Annotated in this window: 14 protein-coding genes and 1 tRNA gene; 8 read left to right on the forward strand and 7 right to left on the reverse strand. The window is 70.3% G+C overall.

Going from position 1 to position 18,460, the window contains the following annotated elements; genetic code table 11:
• Positions 1 to 57 precede the first annotated feature (57 nt).
• The 3 genes from RIC11_RS12695 to tig all read right to left on the reverse strand — a co-directional run bounded on the left by RIC11_RS12695 (position 58) and on the right by tig (position 2,673).
• The gene (locus RIC11_RS12695; protein ID WP_350211792.1) at positions 58 to 387 is read right to left on the reverse strand and encodes a DUF3140 domain-containing protein; all 330 of its coding nucleotides are present in this window, start codon (positions 385 to 387) and stop codon (positions 58 to 60) included.
• Between the two features lie 14 nt (positions 388 to 401).
• Positions 402 to 1,022 (reverse strand): ClpP family protease, encoded by a 621-nt coding sequence (locus RIC11_RS12700; RefSeq protein ID WP_350212048.1) that lies wholly within the window; start codon positions 1,020 to 1,022, stop codon positions 402 to 404.
• Between the two features lie 154 nt (positions 1,023 to 1,176).
• Positions 1,177 to 2,673 (reverse strand): trigger factor, encoded by a 1,497-nt coding sequence (gene tig, locus RIC11_RS12705; protein ID WP_350211794.1) that lies wholly within the window; start codon positions 2,671 to 2,673, stop codon positions 1,177 to 1,179.
• 214 nt (positions 2,674 to 2,887) lie between these two features.
• Between tig and RIC11_RS12710 the strand changes: the two genes are divergently transcribed.
• Positions 2,888 to 3,988 carry a dTDP-glucose 4,6-dehydratase gene (locus RIC11_RS12710; protein ID WP_350211796.1) on the forward strand — a complete coding sequence of 367 codons (1,101 nt, stop codon included), beginning with the start codon at positions 2,888 to 2,890 and terminating at the stop codon, positions 3,986 to 3,988.
• Between the two features lie 38 nt (positions 3,989 to 4,026).
• On the opposite strand, the gene RIC11_RS12715 is transcribed toward RIC11_RS12710, so the two are convergent.
• Both RIC11_RS12715 and RIC11_RS12720 read right to left on the reverse strand, forming a co-directional pair.
• Complete coding sequence (locus RIC11_RS12715) at positions 4,027 to 5,229, reverse strand: ribonuclease D (protein ID WP_350211798.1); 1,203 nt, start codon at positions 5,227 to 5,229, stop codon at positions 4,027 to 4,029.
• A gap of 79 nt (positions 5,230 to 5,308) precedes the next feature.
• Entirely contained in the window at positions 5,309 to 6,973 is a 1,665-nt protein-coding gene (locus RIC11_RS12720) for a sodium:proton antiporter (protein ID WP_350211800.1), read from the reverse strand.
• 200 nt (positions 6,974 to 7,173) lie between these two features.
• Between RIC11_RS12720 and RIC11_RS12725 the strand changes: the two genes are divergently transcribed.
• From RIC11_RS12725 to RIC11_RS12735, 3 genes are all read left to right on the forward strand, one after another.
• Positions 7,174 to 7,914 (forward strand): (5-formylfuran-3-yl)methyl phosphate synthase, encoded by a 741-nt coding sequence (locus RIC11_RS12725; RefSeq protein WP_350211802.1) that lies wholly within the window; start codon positions 7,174 to 7,176, stop codon positions 7,912 to 7,914.
• Positions 7,915 to 7,954: 40 nt separating this feature from the next.
• Positions 7,955 to 8,257: a polyhydroxyalkanoic acid system family protein gene (locus RIC11_RS12730; protein ID WP_350211805.1), complete on the forward strand. Its 303-nt coding sequence runs from the start codon at positions 7,955 to 7,957 to the stop codon at positions 8,255 to 8,257.
• Positions 8,258 to 8,390: 133 nt separating this feature from the next.
• On the forward strand, positions 8,391 to 8,753 hold the full coding sequence (locus tag RIC11_RS12735; protein WP_350211807.1) for a response regulator: 363 nt from the start codon (positions 8,391 to 8,393) through the stop codon (positions 8,751 to 8,753).
• A gap of 89 nt (positions 8,754 to 8,842) precedes the next feature.
• On the opposite strand, the gene RIC11_RS12740 is transcribed toward RIC11_RS12735, so the two are convergent.
• A complete protein-coding gene (locus RIC11_RS12740) occupies positions 8,843 to 9,727 on the reverse strand; it encodes a hypothetical protein (RefSeq protein ID WP_350211809.1) in 885 nt (294 codons plus the stop codon).
• A gap of 332 nt (positions 9,728 to 10,059) precedes the next feature.
• On the opposite strand from RIC11_RS12740, the gene RIC11_RS12745 reads away from it, so the two are divergent.
• The gene (locus RIC11_RS12745; RefSeq protein ID WP_350211811.1) at positions 10,060 to 10,722 is read left to right on the forward strand and encodes a tetratricopeptide repeat protein; all 663 of its coding nucleotides are present in this window, start codon (positions 10,060 to 10,062) and stop codon (positions 10,720 to 10,722) included.
• A 98-nt stretch (positions 10,723 to 10,820) separates the two neighbouring features.
• Here RIC11_RS12745 and RIC11_RS12750 read toward each other — a convergent pair whose 3' ends face one another.
• Positions 10,821 to 11,966 (reverse strand): thioredoxin fold domain-containing protein, encoded by a 1,146-nt coding sequence (locus RIC11_RS12750; RefSeq protein WP_350211813.1) that lies wholly within the window; start codon positions 11,964 to 11,966, stop codon positions 10,821 to 10,823.
• A gap of 1,457 nt (positions 11,967 to 13,423) precedes the next feature.
• On the opposite strand from RIC11_RS12750, the gene rho reads away from it, so the two are divergent.
• The 3 genes from rho to ppc all read left to right on the forward strand — a co-directional run bounded on the left by rho (position 13,424) and on the right by ppc (position 18,393).
• Complete coding sequence (gene rho, locus RIC11_RS12755; protein ID WP_350211815.1) at positions 13,424 to 14,716, forward strand: transcription termination factor Rho; 1,293 nt, start codon at positions 13,424 to 13,426, stop codon at positions 14,714 to 14,716.
• A gap of 318 nt (positions 14,717 to 15,034) precedes the next feature.
• A tRNA-Ser gene (locus tag RIC11_RS12760) sits at positions 15,035 to 15,117 on the forward strand.
• Positions 15,118 to 15,651: 534 nt separating this feature from the next.
• Positions 15,652 to 18,393 (forward strand): phosphoenolpyruvate carboxylase, encoded by a 2,742-nt coding sequence (gene ppc / locus RIC11_RS12765; RefSeq protein WP_350211817.1) that lies wholly within the window; start codon positions 15,652 to 15,654, stop codon positions 18,391 to 18,393.
• Positions 18,394 to 18,460 lie beyond the last annotated feature (67 nt).

The following is an 18,460-nucleotide window of genomic DNA, read 5'->3' on the forward strand; positions in this document are numbered from 1 at the left end:
TTCCGTGGGCGGGGTCTTCCGCTGGTGGTGCGGCCGAGCGGGGCAGTGCGGGTAGGGCTACTTGAGGGGGTCGTGGCCCCAGTTCATCAGCGAGTGCCGCCACGGGGTGTCCGCCGGGTCGCCGCTGGGGCCCTGGGCTTTGTGGCGGTGCACGTAGCCGACGACCTTCTGCATGTGCTGGTAGTCGCCGTCGGTGAGGTCGGCCTTCTTCTTGCGCTTGATCTCGACGATCCGCCGGCCCGACTTGTGGCCCGTCGACTCGCCGGAGTCGCTGTCGCCGACCGCCTTCGAGTGGTCGGTCTCGAGCCAGTCTTCCAGCTCCGCGGGCTGCATGTTGACCGCGTCGTAGAAGTCGTCGTAGACGGATTGCTTCTGGTCGTCGTCCATGGCGGCGGGGCGGGTCAGTCGTCGTCGCCCTCTTCGGAGCCGGGCGGGCGGACGAGGATGTCGTCGACCAGTCCGAACTCCTTCGACTCGGCGGCCGTTAGGTAGTAGTCGCGGTCGCAGGCCTTGTGGATCTCGTCGATCGTGCGGCCGGTGTGGTCGGCGAGGATCTGGTTGAGCGTCTCGCGCGTCTTGATGATCTCGTTGGCCTGGATCTCGATGTCCGAGACCTGACCGCCGACGCCGCCGTGCGGCTGGTGGATCATGACCTTGGAGTGCTTCAGGGCGTACCGCTTGCCCTTCTCGCCGCCGGCCAGCAGCACGGCCCCGCCCGAAGCGGCCAGGCCCACGCAGTAGGTGGCGACCGGGCAGGTGATCATCTGCATCGTGTCGTAGATGGCGAGCGTCGCGGTGACGCTGCCGCCGGGCGAGTTGATGTAGAAGTGGATGTCCTTGCGGCGGTTCTCGCTCTGCAAGTACAGCAGCTTCATCACCAGCTCGTTGGCGTTGCCGTCGTAGATCTCCCCCTGGAGGAAGATCACGCGGTTCTCCAGCAGCAGGTCGCCGAGCGTCATCTGACGCTGCCGCTGGTACTCCCGCGCGGCCCGCGGGTCGACCGGCGCGGCGGCCCCCGCCATGCGTGGGGCGGCAAAGGGTCCGTCCGTGGGAGCGAAGAGATCGCTCATGGGGTGCTCCGTCGAATGAGTGGGCAGTAGGCAGCAGGCAGAGGGCAGTCGCTGTCGCGTGAGCCCGGAAGACTCAGGCCGCGAGCGACTGTTTACCGCCCTGTGTTCAGTCCTCGGACTCGTCCTCGGCCTCGTCGCTCGCGTCGGGGATGTCGCCCTCGGCGCCGCCGGCGGCGAAGTTGATCGCCTCGACCGACTTGACCGGCGGCTCGTAGGCCTCGTCGTCGAACTTGGCCTCCGACTGCACGAGCTCCATCACCTTCCGCTCGATAATCTGGTTCCGCAGAACGTCCATCAAGCCCCGCTTCTCGAGCTGCGCCCGCACCCGGCGGGGCGACTCGCCCGACTGCATCGACATGAGGAGGATCTCGCGGTCGTAGTCGCCGTCGGCCACGTCGAGGTCCTCGTCCTCGGCGATCCGCTCCAGGATGAAGTGCTCCTTGAGCGCGTCGGCCGTGGCGGCCCGGCTGTTCTGGCGGAGCTCGTTCTCGCGGGCGCGGATCTCGGCCTCGCTGAAGCCGCTGCGGCGCAGCTCCATCACGGCCCGCTCCAGCTCGCGGACGCTCTGCCGCTTCAGCAGCGCGGGGGGGAGCTCCCAGTTGGCCGACTCGGTCAGCAGCTCGCTGATCTGCTCGCGGTAGCGGCGCCGCTGGGTGTACTCGAGTTGCCGCTCGAGGTCCTTCTGGACCGCGTCGCGGAAGTCGCCCTCGGTCTTGAACGAGCCGATCTCGCCGAGGAACTCCTCGTCGAGCTCCGGCAGCCGCAGGCGTTTGACTTCGAGGATTTCGATCTGGAGGTCGACTTCCTCGCCGCGGAGCTCGGCGTTGGGGGCGTCCGGCGTGAGCTTGACCTTGGCCTGGAACTTGTCGCCGGGTTTCGCGCCGTCGACCAGCTTGGCGAAGCCCTCCACGCGGCCGTCGGCCAGGCTGAGCGTCTCGCGGATGCGGACGACGCGCTCCTCGTCGGTCGACACCTCGCGGCCGTCGTGCGTGCCGCGGAGGTTGACCACCAGGTAGTCCCCCTCGGACGCCGGCTTGTCGTGCTCAACGAGCTGGCCGTAGCGGGCGAGCATCTGCTCGATCTGGCGGTCGATGTCCTCGCCCGTGAACTCGTGCACGGGGCGCTTGAGCTTCAGGCCCTTCCACTTGGGCAGCTCGAACTCGGGCCGGACCTCGATGCTGAACTCGAAGGTCAGCGGGCCCTCCTCGGGGACCTCGACCGCTTCGAGGTCCAGGTCCGGCTCGCTGATCGCCGCGAAGTCTTCCTCCTCGCTCACCTGCGCGAGGCTGTCCATCAGCAGCGATCCCTTGACCCGTTCGGCGACGTCGTCGCGGAACTTCTGCACGACCAGCTTGCGCGGCGCGCGGCCCGTGCGGAAACCGGGGACCGACGCGTTGGGCATCAGGTCGCTGAACGCGTCGTCCATGTACCGGTCGATGTCCTCGCGCGATATCGTGACCGTGATCCGGCGCTCGCACGCGCTGGGCTTGGCCACGTCGACGTCGAGCGACAGCTTCTGCGGCTCGTCGTCGGCGCCGTCGGCCTCGTCCGCAACCGCGGTTTCGGTCGAGAGGGCTTCGTCTTCCTGTTCGTCTGCCGCCATGGCTCTCGCGTCGTGTCGGACTGGGGGACCCGGCCTCGCGGCCGAGCGATTTTTCGGGGCTGGGGCGCCGCCGGGCAGTCGCGCCCGCAGCGAAGCACGTGAGGATACCGCCATAGGGCCCCCGGCGAGAAGGGGCGATCCCGGCGCGTGCGGGCGCCGCGGGGGCTAGGATAGGGGGGACGCCAACCGAGAAACCCCGCCCGGCCCGCCCGCCATGCCGCCGCTCCGCCCCCTGCGACGCGTGCTCGTGACCGGCGGCGCCGGGTTCATCGGCAGCACGCTGCTGCGCCGGCTGCTCGAGCGCCCCGCGACACGCGTGCTGAACTACGACGCGTTCACTTACGCGGGCGTCGACGCGTCGGTCGCCCCTTTGCGGCCGGATCTCCGCTACGAGGAGGTCCGGGCGGACGTGGTCGACGCGGCCGCTTTGGCCTATGCGGTGGGCCGTTTCGATCCCGACGTGGTGCTGCACTTGGCGGCCGAGTCGCACGTGGACCGGTCGATCGCCGACCCGGAGCGGTTCGTGCGAACCAACGTGGAAGGGACCGCCACGCTGCTGCGGGTCTGGCGGGAACACGTCGGCGGCCTAGGGCCCGGCGAAGCCGCGCGGCGGCTGCTGGTTCACGTGTCGACCGACGAGGTCTACGGCCCGATCAGCCCGCCCAAAGCCGCGCGGGTGGGCGACCCGTACCGGCCGAGCTCGCCCTACTCGGCCACCAAGGCCGCGGCGGATCACCTGGTCGGCGCGTGGCGGCGGACCTACGGCCTGAGCGCCGTGATCGTGCACCCGACGAACAACCACGGCCCGCGGCAGTTCCCGGAGAAGCTGGTCCCCGTCGCGACGCTCAGGGCGCTGCGTGGCGAGCCGATCCCGCTGTACGGCGATGGCTCGCAGGTGCGGGACTGGCTCCACGTGGACGATTGTGTGGCCGGGCTGATTGCGGCCGCAGAGCGGGGCGAGCCCGGCGCGACCTACCACCTGGCAGGCGGCCCGGGCGACGGCGCGGCGCCGACCGAAGAGTGGTCCAATCGCCGGGTCGTCGAGGCGATCTGCGACGCGGTCGACCAGGTCGCGCCCGACGGCGGCGCGTCGGGCGGCCCGCGGCGGCGGCTGATCGAGCACGTGGCCGACCGCCCCGGCCACGACGCCCGCTACGCACTCGACTCCGCAGCGAGCCGCCGAGAGCTCGGGTGGCGGCCGCGGGTCGCTTTGGCCGACGGCCTGGCCGCTACGGTGCGCTGGTACGCCCAGAACGCCGCTTGGGTGGCGGAGGCGGCTCGGGCGGGTGAAGGGCCGCAGGAGCGGCGTGTCTGAGCGCTAGGGGGCTCTCTCAGACTAGCGTTTGACGACGGTCATTTTCCTTCGATCGCCTCGAACTCGAGCGGTTGCTGGCTGTTAGGGTCGCCGATGCGGATCGACTTGCGGCCTTCGAGCAGCTCGTCGATGAGGTGGCCGATCAGCTCGGCGCGCCAGCCTTGGGCGAGCGCTGGGGGGTCGGTCTGCGACTTGTCGAAGCCCAGGCGGTAGCTGATCAGTTCGCGGAGGTCGGTCGCGGTGCACGCCATCGCCGAGGCGATCTCGGCCCGGTTGCAGAGGCTGGTGATGGCCGGCGCGAGGAACTGGCCGAGCAGGTTGAGCTGCGGCGGCGGGGGCTTGCGCCGCGCGCCCTGCAGGTCGCCGGTGGGGGCTTCGAGGCCGCGGCGGACCGCGTCGGCGATGTCGGGGATCGATTTCTTGAGCTGCCCGTGCAGCATGCCGCGCACCGCTCGGATCTTGTCCTGGCGGTCGGTCTTCTTCTTGGCGAGCTCAACGATCAGGTCGTCGCGCAGCACGCGCTTGGGGGGCAGGTCGCGGCGCTCGGCCTCCGCCTGCCGCCAACGCCACAGCTCGCGCACGATCGCCAGGCTGCGGACCGGCAGCCCGCCGGATCCGGAGACCTTGCGCCACCGCTCGCGAGTGCGGGCGTCGAGCACTTCGCGGACGAAGGAGTCGGTCTCTTCCTCGAGCCAAGCCTCGCGGCCGAGCTCGCGCACGCGGGTCATGATCCGGTCGTGCAGCGGCAGCAGGTAGCGGACGTCCTCCAGCGCGTACTCGATCTGCGCGTCGGACAGCGGGCGGCGGCGCCAGTCGGTGCGTTGCTCGCCCTTGCTGGGGCGCTGGTTGAGCAGTCGCTGCACGACCGAGCTGTACGCGGCCGGGTACTCGGGGCTGCAGAACGCGGCGGCGATCTGGGTGTCGAAGAGGTTCGCCGGCGGCTTGCCGATCGCGTTCACGCAGAAGTTGATCTCCTCGCGGGCCGCGTGCGCGATCGTGACGTGGGGGCCATCGGCCAGGGTCTTCCAGAACCGCGTGAGGTCGCCGATCGGCTGCGGGTCGATCACGGCCAGCAGGTCGCCGCCGGCGCCCCCCTCGGCGACCACCTGCACCAGGCACAGCTCGGGGCGGAACGTGTCTTCGGACACGAACTCCGTGTCGAAGCCGATCCGCGCCGCCCCCTCGAGCCGCCGACACAGGTCGGACAGGGCGTCGGCGGTAAGGATGGTCTCGTGGCTCACGGCGCGCGGGGCTGGCGGGGCTAGGAAAGCAACGAACGTAACGCGGCGGCCGGCCGAGCGACAGGTCGCCGCCGCGAGATCACCCCAGCCGCAGCCAGGCGACCAGCGCGAGGATCGGCAGCAGCAGGACGACGCTGTACAGCATGTAGCCGAAGAACGACGGCATCCGCACGCCCGACGACTCGGCGATCGCGCGGACCATGAAGTTGGGGCCGTTGCCGATGTAGGTCATCGCGCCGAGGAACACCGCGCCGAGGCTGATCGCCACCAGCCGGGGCTCGGCCACGCCGGCCACCACGCCGTGGCCGTCCATCGGCGGCAGGGTGCGGGCGGTCTCGAAGAACACGACGTACGTCGGCGCGTTGTCGAGCACGCTCGACAGGCCGCCGGTGATCCAGAAGAACGCCATCGGCGAGGAGATCCCGAGCTGCGCGCCCTGCGCGTTGAGGATCTGCAGCGCGGGCTGCATGCAGATGAAGATGCCGCTGAACAACGCGGCCACCTCCAAGATCGCGTGGTAGTTGAAGCGGTTCTCGTCGCGGACGCGTTGGCTGCCCAGCCACAGCGACAGCGCGACCAGCCCGAGCTGGGCCACCTCGCGAAGGTACATCCACGGGTGCCAGTCCGTCCCCGGGATCGGCTTGGAGGGGTCGAGCAACGCCACGGCGAGCACCACGCCCAGCAGCAGCGGACCGTTGACCGCCAGCCCCTGGAACTTCAGGAAGCGGATGTTGCGGATGTCGCGGGTGATGTCGGCTTCGGTCTCGCGCCGGTAGTAGACGATCTCGTCGAGCAGCAGGTAGAGCAGCAGCAGCAAGCCGTTGCACGCGGCCCACGACTTCCAGAGGTTGAGCGTCCAGAAGAAGTCCACGCCGCGCAGGTAGCCGAGGAACAGCGGCGGGTCGCCGATCGGCAGCAGGCAGCCGCCGCAGTTGCACACGATGAAGATGAAGAACACGACCGTGTGGACCACGTGCCGGCGCTCCTGGTTGGTCTCCAGCAGCGGGCGGATCAGCAGCATGGCGGCGCCGGTCGTGCCGATGAAGCTAGCGAGGATCCCGCCCACGGCCATGAAGAACATGTTGGTCGCCGGGTTCGCTTGCAGGTCGCCGGTGATGCGGATCCCGCCGGAGATCGTGTACAGGCTGAACAGCAGCACGATGAACGGGATAAACTCGCCGAGGATCGCGTTCTCGAGCACCGTGCGGACCACCGGCCAGTTGAAGGCCGAGTCCGCCCCCGTCACGACGCTGTGGGCCGGCCAGTGGCTCTCGATCGGTTGGCCGTACATGAGGCCGTAGTACAGCAGCGTGAGCACACCCAGCCCGGCCGCGACCAAGAAGCGGTTGCGGTTGGACTCCCACCAGTGCTCGGTCGCCGGGATCAGCGGCAGCACGGCGATCGCCAACAGCAGGAGGATGAACGGAGCGACGGTCCACAGCTCGGGCTCGCCCGCGGGCCCGTGGGCCGCGTCGCCGTGCGAGGCGTCGGGGTCCGCGTGCTCGTGGTCGTGCCCGTCTTCGGTTTCTTCGTGCAGGACTTCGACTTCTTCTTCGCTGAGGTCGACCGCCTCGGCACCCGGCTCGGCGTGCTCGTCGCCGTGGGCGGCGCTCGCCGCGGCGATGATCTCGGTTCCCCGTTGCGGCAGGCCCAGCGCCAGCGAACCGGCGTAGACCAGCACAACGGCCAGGATGGCGCCGACGACCGGACCGGCCGAAGGGGCGCCGTGCGACGAGTCGCTCATTTGTCTCGGGTGAAGGAGGTTGGAAGGCGTCGGGGGAGGGGAGGGGCCGCGACCGGCTGGAAGGCGACCCGGCTTTCGCGTACGCCCTGGGAGGGTAGAAAGCGTGCGGAGCGTAGAAAGGTAGCCCTGACAGGACGGACCGTCTATCGACCCGCCCGCTGCGGATTGGCGAGCCGTCCCCTGCCGAGCGATTTACCGTTGTGACCCCCCTCACCGCCGACACGCCGACGCCCCCCCTGACCGCCGGCGGGGCGCCGCGGCTGCTGGTCAGCGTGCGCAGCCCCCGCGAGGCCCTCGACGCGCTGGCCGGCGGCGCGGCCATCGTCGACGTGAAGGAGCCCGCGGCCGGGCCCCTCGGGAGGGCGCCCGATCGGGTCGTCGCGGAGGTGCTCGCCGTGGTCGCTAGCCGGGCGCCGACGACCGTCGCGCTGGGGGAACTGGTCGATTTCGCCGGCCAGCCGCCCCCGCCGGGGGCGGCTGTCGCGAAGCTCGGGCTGGCTGGCGTGGCCGGGGAGCGCTGGTGGCGGCCCTTCGCACGCGCCGCCGCAGCGATCGCCTGCCCGGCGGGCCTCGCGCCGGTGGTCTACGCCGACGCGCACGCGGCCAGCGGCCCTGCTTTTTCCGAAGCGGCCGAGGTCGCGGCCGACGTCGGGAGCCGGTGGATCGTGCTCGACACGTACGGCAAACGAGGCCCCAGCAGCCTGCGGCTGTGGGGCGAGCAGCGCATCGCCGAAGCGATCGCCGTGGCGAGCGGGCACGGGCTCCGGCTGGTGCTCGCCGGCGGGCTGGGCCTGCACGAGCTGCCGGTCGCCGCTGCGCTGGGGCCCGCGGCCGTCGGCCTGCGCGGCGCGGTCTGCGGCGGCCAGCGCGGCGGCCGCTTGCGGCGCGAACTCGTCCGGCAGGCTGCGCTGCGGTTGGCGCCCCGGCCTACAATCGCGTAGCGTACCGCGACCGCCCCCACGCCAACCCTCTGCGGAAACGATGCCGAAGTTCGATCTCAGCGTGCCCCACTCGCTCGGCCGCGAGGCCGCTCTGGAGCGGTTGCAAGGGTTCTCCGACCAGCTCCGCGAGAAGCACGGCGACAAGGTCTCCGACTTCCGCCAAGAGTGGTCCGGCGACCGGCTCGACTTCGGCTTCAAGACGTTCGGCATCGCCATCGACGGCGGCCTCACCGTGCGCGACGACCAGGTGAACGTCGACGGCAACCTGCCGATGACGGCCGCCATGTTCAAGGGCCAGATCACCAGCGCGATCCGCGAACAGCTCGAAAAACTGCTGGCCTAGCCCCCTCGGGCCCGGTGAAACCTCGGCCTGCGCGGCCTTTTTGACAGCGCCCGTCTGTGACCTACGTTTCGGCGTGCGAAGCGGCCCGCGGGCCGCGACGCGCCGACGCCGAGACCACCGGAGCCAGATCAAGATGGGTGCACGCGTACTAGTCGCCGACGATTCCAGCACCATGCGGAAGATCATCCTCCGCTCGCTCAGCGCCGTCGGCGTGCCCACCGCGGTCGAAGCGGCCGACGGCGAGGAGGCGATCAACCTGTTCGAGGCCGGCAAGTTCGACCTGGTCCTCACCGACTGGAACATGCCGCGGAAGAACGGCCTCGAGGTGATCCAAGAGATCCGCAAACAAGACGGCGACGTCACCATCATCATGGTGACCACCGAGGCCGAGAAGTCGCGCGTGCTCGAAGCAATCCAGGCGGGCGTGTCCGACTACCTGGTCAAGCCGTTCACCGCCGACATGCTCCGCGAAAAGCTCGAGAAGCACGGCTGCTGAACCGCCGCCCGATCGCAGGCGACGACGAACACACCAAGGGAGCCGCTTCGGGTAGTCGCCCGTGGCGGCTTTCCTATTGCGCGTTGTGCTCACGGCGGCGCCGTGATCACGAGCACGCCGTCGGCGACACCGACCGAAACGCCGCCCGCGGCGCCGAGGGCTCCGAGCAACTCTTCGCGTGTCGCGCGGTCGACCGACACCGTGATCCTCTTGCCGAGTCGCCCCGCGGGCAGGCGCGGGTCGGTCCGAAACTCGAGGCCGAGCTGCGCAGCCAACTGCTCGGCGACCGCCCCCAGCGGCTTCTGATCGATCCGCAACGAGTATCGCGTGTCGCTCTCGTTCGCGGTGGCCGCGCGGGGCTCGGGTAGTCGCGGCGCGGGGCTCGGCTCGGCGGGCGGCAGGTCGACGAGCTCCACGGCGCCCCGCGAGCCGCGCGCCTCGCGCCACGTGAGGTCGAAGCCCACGAGCAACAGGCTCAGGTGATCGGCCGTCGGCGCCGGCGGCGCGCTCCACGCCGGGAGCAAGTCGTGCGGCAGGCGCTCGGGGTTCGTTAGCCGCAGGCCCGCGCCTTGGACCAGTTGCCTCGCTTGGTCCCGCGGCGTGGTCAGGCGCGGCCAGTGGACGGCGCGCGGCTCGCGCAGCGGGCCCGACGCCCGTCGGCGCCCCGGTCGCGCCGCGAGCGCGGCGGCCTTTTCGGGAGGGCCGAGGTAGACCGCTTCGCCGACCGTGCAGGCGCCGAGGCCCGCCGCGTCGGCGATCTCGTTGAGCAGCCCGGCGAGCGTGGTCCGTCGGGCGGTGAGCCGCAGCGGGCGAGTCGGGTCGACACCGCGGTCGAGCCAAAGGGGGACCTCGTGCACGGCCGCGACGCGCTGCAGCGCGTCGCCGAGGGCGCCGCCGCGCCACACGCCGGAGGCCGGCCGCGCAAGCTTCTGCGCTAGCGGAGTCGCGGCCGCGGCGCCGAGCGGCAGAACCACTACGCAGCACAAAGCCGCTATCAACGGGCGCGGCCGAACGGTCGGCAGGGCGCGTCCGGTGTCAAGAAGAATCATTGGCATTTTGCGCCCGTGCTGTGGCGAGCCGCCGCGCCCGGCTTTTTCGTTGAGCGGATAGGCCGCCTGATTAAACTGCAGGGCAACCCGAGCGACCAACGCCGCCTCGCGTCGAGGAAAGCGGGGCGGGTGGTCGAGCGGCCGGAAGGGCGAACCAGTTCAGGCTCGCCCTTTTTACCCGATCCTCGGCGAAGCGCGTGGGCGACGGATCGTCTCGCGGTCGCGGCAATCCACCGCCCGACGGGCGCCACGCGGTTATGGAAGATCGAACCTTGCGGCCGCCGCTGATCGTGTCGGCTTACGAGCGTTACCTGAACGAGCAAGACTCGGCGTCGTTCATCCGCGACGTGTCGCGGCACTACACGTGCGCGACGCTGGAGCGGCTTGCGCAGATGGCCGACCGGGCCGGCCGCCGCGCGGCGGTGCTGGCGCTGGGCTTCATGAGCGACTACGGCTCGAACGCCATCGTGGGCCGCGCGCTGACCGACCGCGACCGCGGCGTGCGCACCATCGCCGAGAACGCGATCCGCGAGTTGTGGCTACGCGTGGGCAGCCGCGAGCAACGGATGACGCTCAAGAGCATCGAACGGCTGAACCAGTCGAAGCGCTACGACGAGGCGATCCGCCTCGCCACCGAGCTGATCCACGAGTCCCCCTGGATCGCCGAGGCGTGGCGCCAACGCGGCGCCGCCCACTACCACCTGTCGCAGTACGAGGCCGCGATCCGCAACTGCCATCAGGCGCTCGAGATCAACCCGTACCACTTCACCGCGGCCGCCGGCATGGGGCAGTGCTACCTCATGCAAGAGAACCTGGTGGCGGCGCTGGAGTCGTTCCGCCGCGCGCTGCGGCTGAACCCCGGCCTCGAAGAGGTCCGCGCCCAGGTCGTGCGGCTGCAGCGTTCGATGCGCGACCAGTGAGGAGCGGGCAGAGGGCAGAGGGCAGAGGGCAGCAGGCAGCAGGCAGCAGCTTGTGGGCTGAAGCCCGAAGCCTGACGCCCGGAGCCTGAAGCCCTTCCTCAGCGGACGATCGTGCCGCCGGCCGGCAGTTGCGCCACGCGCTGCGCGCCTTGGGCGTAGGTCCCGGGGTCGGTCCAGAACTTCTCGAGGTTCTCCTGGCTGGTGAACAGGTAGAACCTGCCGCTGCCGGGCGGGTACTGGACGGCGAAGTCGCGCTTGCCGTTGGCTTGGCGGCGTTGGTCGACGGCCGCCACAACGTCGGCGCCGGCGAGAACCGGGGCGTACTTGTCGGCGGCGCCGTCGGCGAGGAACTCTTGCTGCGCGGCGGCGCTGGCGAACAGGTAGGTGCGCCCCTCGTGGATCGCGCCCCAACGCACGTCGCCGCGGACCCATCGCCACTCGTTCTTCATGGTCACCGGGCAGTAGCCCTCGAAGCCCAGCGGCGGGCTGCCCGGGGGCAGCTGCGGCGCCGCGGCGACGGTCGCGGCCGGCTGAGCGGCGGGTGCGGCGGCCGTTTGCGGGGCGGGCTGCCGGCTTGGCTGCTGAGTTGGCTGCTGAGTGGCGGCGGCCGACGCGTAGGGGTTGTCGGTGCGCGAAGCGGCCGGTTGGGCGGTCGCGGTGGGCGGAGCGGCCGGCGCGGCGTCCGCCGAGCGCGACGTGGCGAGGCTGGCGTAGGCCTCGTTGATCGCGGTCGTGCGATCCCGAGACCCGGCGCCGCCGGGCAGCGTCGCAGAGGGCATCGGCGCCGACGCGACCGCCGAAGCGAACGGCCCGCCGCCTTGTGTCTTGTACGCGGCGGCGACTTGCGACACGTAGCCGATGTACTCCATCGGAGTCGCCGGGCTGACGAATTGTTTCACGAGCTGGCCGTCGGGCGCGACGACCGCGTCGGTCGGCACCCGTGTCACGCCGTACGCCTGGGCTATCTCCCGCGACTGTTCGGCGTTGATCTTCACGGGAATGAACTGCTCGTTCAGGGCGATCCCGACGGCCGGTTGATTGTAGACCCGTTGGTCGAGCACCTTGCAGGGTCCGCAGCTCTCGGTCCAGAAGTGGACGAGCATGAGCTTGCCGGTCTTTCGGGCCTCGGCCTGCGCGGCCTGGAAGTCGCCGCGCCACTGGATGCCGGTCGACTGCGCGGCGGCCCCGGCCGCCAGCAGGACGGCCAAACTGAGCGAGGCGAGGCGAGTCAGCGAGTTTTTCATGGTCGACGCCGTGTGAGGGTCGTGTGCCAATCGAGATTCCACCGGCGGCGCAACGCCGCCTTGGGTTGAGATCGACCGCCGGCACGGCTGCGCTTTGAGGCAATTTTGCGGATTGGGCCGGTTCCGCCGGATTTCGGGGTGGAGCGAGCGGGTGGGCGGGCCACTGAGAAGGTTTCGCGAAGTAGGCAGAGTCCGCTTGACAGGCGCTGCTGAGCGGGAAATACTCCCAACAGTTGAACACAACGCCCTTCCGAGGCGTTTTGACTTCAGCGGGGTCAGTTTGGCAAAGCGGCCCCGCATTTGCTGATGCTGAGGGCGATGCCCGCCATTGCCGTGGGCCTCAGCCGCATCAGACCCCTCGCCCCGCGAGCGTTTTGCTGAGTGGGCGGAGGATCGGCGGCAATGGCCAGCTGCAGCGGGCTGTCGCATCGTGGCGACCAGCGGCTGAGTGAACTTCACCGAGCAAGATGTCGGGCCGCCTGCTGCGGTCCGAAAAGGGGCTGGTGAGATCCACCACGGTGGTCCCAAGCGGCCCGCCAGGGCCACGGATCGTGCGGAGCCCGAGCTTAAAGGCCGGCGGCCAGAGCGAGTTGTGAGCGTTCGAAGCAGCCGCTCTCAGCCCTCGGATTCGCCGCTCCCCGGACTGCCCGGATTCGCCGCTTCCCGGACTGTAAGCCGAAGGTTTTCACCCGCCTCGAGGACGCCACTGCCGCTGACCGTCGATTCGGCCGCAGCCGTCGGACCGCCGTGGCGGCAACCCCCCTCAGCACGAGCCCCTCAGCAAGAGCCAGCTACGGTCAGCCGGCGCGATCGCCGGATGACACGGTTGCCTGAATCCGGGCGATCGGATTAAAACCCAGCGTGCCGCCAAGCGGACGAGCCCACCCTGGTGGGTTCGCTGTGGCGGCCGTGACCCAGGACGCGGCGGACCACGCCGCTTAGCAACTGAGCCTTCCCGGCGACGAGATCGCCGAGCGTCTGGATCTGCGGCCCTCGTTTTTCGTGGGTCGATCCACGCCAAAGATTCTCAGCCGCGGAGGGCTGCCTCTCTCAGCGACCGGGCACGACGCCGCGGCCTCGCCTGAGGGTAGAGATTTCATTTCATTTCGTCGCCGTGGCTGGTCCGCAGTCGGGCCGCCCCCGCGACGACCGCTCCAACGAAGCGGCACCGGCAATTTAAGGAAGCCCCCAAGAAAGCGGCCCTACGTGGTCTCGATCGACTGGTCTTGATCGGCCCCGGCGCGAAAAGGTCGGACGCCAACCACCGCGGTCTGCTACTGCCTCTCTCGAAGACTCTCTGAGCATCGCCGCTCCATTCGGATCGGCGTCCCCCACACGCAACGCGAATCCAACTAGGAACGAATCGGCCTGCCCTATCGCCACGGCGCTTGCGCTGTTGCGGTGGGCCGCCTGGCGACGCCCGGCGGTGGCCCAGCAAGCGACCCTAAAACATGACGATGGCAAGCAAGAAGCGATCTGGCGGTCGGTACCGCGGTCGGAACAACCAGAACAACCAGAACAACCAAAACGGTCGCGGCAACTACCGCGGCGGCGGACGCAACAACCGCCGGCGTGGCCAGGGCGGCGACCAGCGGCAAGACCAGGGCCCCGAGTTCAAGGTCTCCGACGAGCTGGCGCCGGCCTCCGGTGTGCTCGAGATGCACCCCAACGGCTACGGGTTCCTGCGTGACCCGTCGAGCAACTTCACCCGCGAGCGCAGCGACCCGTTCGTGCCCGGCACGATTATCGACCGGTACGGCCTGCGGGAAGGCATCTTGCTGAGCGGCTTGGTGCAGCAGCAACGACGCGACCAGGGCCCACGGATGCGCGAGCTGCTCGACGTGGAGGGCATGACCCCCGACGAGTACACCGAGGTCAAGTCGTTCGACGAGCTCACCCCGATCACGCCCGAGGAGTGGTACCGCTTGGAGACCGGCCCGGAGCCGCTGACCACGCGGGTGATCGACCTGTTGTGCCCGCTCGGCAAGGGGCAGCGCGCGTTGCTCGTGGCGCCGCCGCGCACCGGCAAGACGGTGCTCACGCAGCACATCTCGAACGCGATCAGCCAGAACTACCCGTACGTGAACCTCATCGTGCTTCTCATCGACGAGCGGCCCGAAGAGGTCACCGACATGCGGCGCAGCGTCGAGGGCGAGGTGCTCGCCAGCAGCCTCGACTGCGACGTCGAGTCGCACGTGCGCCTGGCCCAGCTCGCCGTGGAGCGTTGCAAGCGTCTGACGGAGATGGGCAAGGACGTGTTCCTCCTGATGGACTCGATCACGCGGCTCGCCCGCGCGTTCAACAAGTGGGTCGGCAACACGGGCCGCACCATGTCCGGCGGCGTCGACATCAAGGCGATGGACATCCCCAAGAAGCTGTTCGCGACCGCGCGGGCGTTCGAAGAGGGGGGCTCGCTCACGGTCGTCGGCACCGCGCTGATCGACACCGGCAGCCGCATGGACGATCTGATCTTCCAGGAGTTCAAGGGCACCGGCAACATGGAGGTCGTGCTCGACCGCCGCTTGGCCGACCGCCGCGTGTGGCCGGCGATCGACATCGAGCAGTCCGGCACCCGCCGCGAAGAGAAGCTCCTCTCGCCCGACATGCTGCACGCGTCGACGATGCTCCGCCGCACGCTCAGCAGCATGCACCCGGTCGACGCGATGGAGCAGCTCACCACCAAGCTCGCGAAGTTCAAGAGCAACAGCGAGTTCATCGGCCTGATCCAAGGCGCCGGCGCGACCGACTGAAGCCGGCTGTAGGCGGGAGACCGGAGGCCGGAGGAAGCGCCGGGGGCGTCGCCCCAAGCACTCCCTGCAGCCTACGGTCTACGGCCTGTAGCCTCCCAACACGCCTCGACGTGGCTGTCGCCACGATCTCGTCTCGGGCTGGGTCGCTGCCGGTCTCGACGTGGCTGTCGCCATGATCTCGTCTCGGCTGGGTCGCTGCCGGTCTCGACATGGCTGTCGCCATGATCTCGTCTCGGCTAAACTCTTGCCCCGTGAGCGGAAGCTCACCAGCGGCGCGGCGAGATCTTGGCGTAGCCACGTCGAGACCGCCCAGAGACCGGAGGGTAAGCGAATTGGCTAGCGGCCTGATTGGAATTCAGGTGCCGGGCAACCGGTTGCGGGTTCGAGTCCCGTGCCCTCCGCTGGGTTTTCGGCGGTCTCGGGTTGGCTCCGCCAACACCTCGCCGCGCAGGCTTTCCGGGCGGCCTCGGCTTGGTTACGCCAAGACCTCGCCGCGCAGGCTTTTCAGGCGGTCTCGGCTTGGCTCCGCCAAGACCTCGCCGCGCGGGGGCGGCCCGCGTCCTAGGGCGGGCGGCTCGCCAGCGTGATCGTGCGACCCCACGCCCCACGATCAAGCTCCGCCCCCGGCGCGTCCTACGGCCTACAGCCTGTAGCCTACGGCCTCTCCGGCGGTCTCGGCTTGGCTAGGCCAAGACCTCGCCGCGCGAGGGCGGCGCGCGTCCTACGGCGAGCGGCTCGCCGGCGTGATCGTCGCGTCCCTTACGTTCCAGCACGAACCGACGCCCCCGGCGCGTCCTACGGCCTACAGCCTCCGGTCTACAGCCTCCCCTTCAAGCCCTTCTTCGCGCGTCCGCGCGTTTGCGTGATACTCTGTCGCGACCGCCCGCGGGATCGTACGGGTCCTCGGAAGACACGAGCACAGAGCGAGCCCGGCGATGGCAAGCGACCAGCGGCTGCGACGCGAGATCGACGACCTGGGCCGCGCGTTCGGCGAGACCGTCCGCCGGTTCGCCGGCGAGGACGCGTTCGACTTGGTCGAGCAAGTCCGGGCGCTGGCGCGGCAGTTTTGCGACGGCGACCTGTCGGCCGCGGACGAGCTAGACAAGTTGCTCCGCGGCCTTTCGGCGGACCAGTTGCGGATCGTCGTCCGCGCGTTCGGCACGTTCCTCGAGCTGGCCAACCTCGCCGAGGACCGCCAGCGGGTCCGCGCGCTCCGCGACCGCGAGCGGGCCGAGCACCCCGAGCCGCGCAAGGAGTCGATCCTGGCCGCCGTGCGGCGGCTCAAGGCGAGCGGCCTGTCGGACGACGCGATCTGCCGCGCGGTCGAGCGGGTCGCCGTCGAGCTGGTCTTCACCGCCCACCCGACCGAGGCGAAACGCAAGAGCCTCCGCGCGCAGCTGCGGTCGCTACGCGAGCTGCTCAGCCGGCTCGATTCGGAGTCGCTCACGCCGCGCGAGTCCGAAGCGCTCCGCGGCTTGGTCCGTCGCGACATCGTCAAGCTCTGGCAGACCGACATCATCCGCCCGACTCGGCCGACGGTCCTCGAAGAGATCCAGCGCGGCCTCGCGTTCAAGACCGTCATCTGGGACACCGCGCCGCAGGTCGTGGGCGAGCTCCGCGACGCGGTGCGCGAGGTCTGCCCGTCGGCCGAGCCCGACCTGGGCCGCGTGCTCTCGTTCGGCAGCTGGATGGGCGGCGACCGCGACGGCCACCCCTACGTGACCCCCGAGATCACCGAGCAGACGCTCCGCTGGCTGCGCGGCGCGGCGATCGAACGCCACCGCGGCGTGTGCGAAGAACTGCTCGGCTCGCTGAGCATCTCGGTCCGCCAGGCGCCGGAGTGTGCGGAGCTGTTCGAGCCGATCGCCGCGGCCTGCGCGCAGTGGCCCGGGTGCGCGGAGCTGCTCGAAACCATCCCGCCGCTGGAGGCCCCGCGCCGGTGGCTGCGCGTGATCGCTTGGCGGCTGGATCAGACGGCCGCGTCGCCCGCCGAGGGGGCGCCCGCCGCCGGCGCGTACCGCGTGGCCGACGAGCTGGCCGCCGACGTGCGCCGCCTGCACGCGGCGATCACCGCGGCCGGCGACCACGCGGTCGCGCGGACCGAGGTCCGCCCGTGGCTCGACCAGATCGCCACGTTCGGCCTCCACATGGCGCGGCTCGACGTGCGGCAGCACTCGGGCGTGTACGGGGAGGTGATGCTCGAGCTCTGGCGCGCGATCGGCCTGGTCAAGGAGGGCGAGCAGATCAGCGAAGAGCGTCGCTGCGAGCTGCTGGTGGAGACCCTGCCGATCGCGGCGAACATCGCGCCGGTCGGCCTCTCGGAGACCGCGCGCGAGACCCTGCAGCTCTTCCGCGTGCTGCGCCGGTCGGCGCGCCGTTTCGGCGGCGCGTGCCTGGGCGGGCACGTGGTGAGCATGACCAAGCAGGCCAGCGACCTGCTGACGGTGCTGTGGCTGTGGAGCTGGAGCGAGCGGGTCGACGGCGGCCAGCCGGAAGACGCGTCGCTGCACCTGCCGATCATCCCGCTGTTCGAGACCATCGACGACCTGCAACGCGCGCCGCGGATCCTCGGCGGCGCGTTCGCCACGCCGGCCTACCGCGAGCACGTGGCCCGCTGCGGCGACCGCCAGACGGTCATGATCGGCTACTCCGACAGCACCAAGGACGGCGGCTACCTGACCGCCGCGTGGGAGCTGCACCAAGCCCAGATCACGCTGCACGAGCTGGCCCAGCGCGAGGGGGTCGACGTGGTCTTCTTCCACGGGCGGGGCGGGTCGCTCGGCCGCGGCGGCGGGCCCGCCGCGCGGGGCATCCTCTCGCTGCCGCCGGAGACCTTCTCCGGCTCGCTCCGCCTGACCGAGCAAGGCGAGGTCCTCGCCGAGCGCTACGACGACCCGGCCATCGCGCACCGCCACCTGGAGCAGGTCGTGTGGGCCGTGCTGATCGCGTCGTCGACTCAGCCACCCAAGCCCACGAGCGAGTACCGCGAGCGGATGCAGCGGATGGCCGACGCCGCGCTGGGGGCTTACCGCAAGCTCGTGACGCACCCCCAGTTCACCCGATTCTTCCGCCTTGCCACGCCGATCGGCGAGATCGAGGCCCTGCCGATCGGCTCCCGCCCCGCCAAGCGCAAGAAGGGCGACGCCATCGAGGACCTGCGGGCGATCCCGTGGGTCTTCTCGTGGACGCAGAGCCGGTGCCTGCTGCCCGCGTGGTACGCGCTGGGCGTGGGGCTCGAGGCCGAGCTCGACCAGCCCGACGGCGCCGAGTCCGTGGCCGAGATGTACCGCGAGTGGCCCTTCTTCCAGGCCACGCTGAACAACGCCGAGCTGGCGCTCGCCAAGAGCAACCTGCCGGTGTTCGACCGCTACGCGCAGATGGCCGGCGACGACCCGGCGATGCGCGAGATCGCCGCCATGCTCGACGCCGAGTACGACCGCGCCCGCAGCGCCCTGCTGCGCGTGACCGGCCGCGACGAGCTGCTCGACGGCGTGCCGTGGCTGCAAGACTCGATCAAGGTCCGCAACCGGTACGTGGACCCGCTCAACCTGATCCAGCTCGAGGTGATGCGCCGCATCCGCGACGCGAACCAGGCCGACGGCCCGTCCGAGGACCTGAAGCACCTGTCGCAACTGTCGGTAAAGAGTGTTGCCGCGGGCATGCGGACGACGGGTTGAGGGGTAGCCGCGGGCGGAGACTGGCTAGCCTTGCGGAAGCGTCCCCGCGAACAAAGGCGGAGTGGGG

Source organism: Botrimarina sp. (genome assembly GCF_040219535.1).
Lineage (GTDB): Bacteria > Planctomycetota > Planctomycetia > Pirellulales > Lacipirellulaceae > Botrimarina.

What these genes read in the sequence shown, in the direction of transcription:
- RIC11_RS12700 (WP_350212048.1), bottom strand. Translation starts at nt 1,022, where the DNA reads ATGGCGGGGGCCGCCGCGCCGGTCGACCCGCGGGCCGCGCGGGAGTAC.
- RIC11_RS12695 (WP_350211792.1), bottom strand. Translation starts at nt 387, where the DNA reads ATGGACGACGACCAGAAGCAATCCGTCTACGACGACTTCTACGACGCG.
- rho (WP_350211815.1), top strand. Translation starts at nt 13,424, where the DNA reads ATGGCAAGCAAGAAGCGATCTGGCGGTCGGTACCGCGGTCGGAACAAC.
- RIC11_RS12720 (WP_350211800.1), bottom strand. Translation starts at nt 6,973, where the DNA reads ATGAGCGACTCGTCGCACGGCGCCCCTTCGGCCGGTCCGGTCGTCGGC.
- RIC11_RS12710 (WP_350211796.1), top strand. Translation starts at nt 2,888, where the DNA reads ATGCCGCCGCTCCGCCCCCTGCGACGCGTGCTCGTGACCGGCGGCGCC.
- tig (WP_350211794.1), bottom strand. Translation starts at nt 2,673, where the DNA reads ATGGCGGCAGACGAACAGGAAGACGAAGCCCTCTCGACCGAAACCGCG.
- RIC11_RS12730 (WP_350211805.1), top strand. Translation starts at nt 7,955, where the DNA reads ATGCCGAAGTTCGATCTCAGCGTGCCCCACTCGCTCGGCCGCGAGGCC.
- RIC11_RS12745 (WP_350211811.1), top strand. Translation starts at nt 10,060, where the DNA reads ATGGAAGATCGAACCTTGCGGCCGCCGCTGATCGTGTCGGCTTACGAG.
- RIC11_RS12735 (WP_350211807.1), top strand. Translation starts at nt 8,391, where the DNA reads ATGGGTGCACGCGTACTAGTCGCCGACGATTCCAGCACCATGCGGAAG.
- RIC11_RS12750 (WP_350211813.1), bottom strand. Translation starts at nt 11,966, where the DNA reads ATGAAAAACTCGCTGACTCGCCTCGCCTCGCTCAGTTTGGCCGTCCTG.
- ppc (WP_350211817.1), top strand. Translation starts at nt 15,652, where the DNA reads ATGGCAAGCGACCAGCGGCTGCGACGCGAGATCGACGACCTGGGCCGC.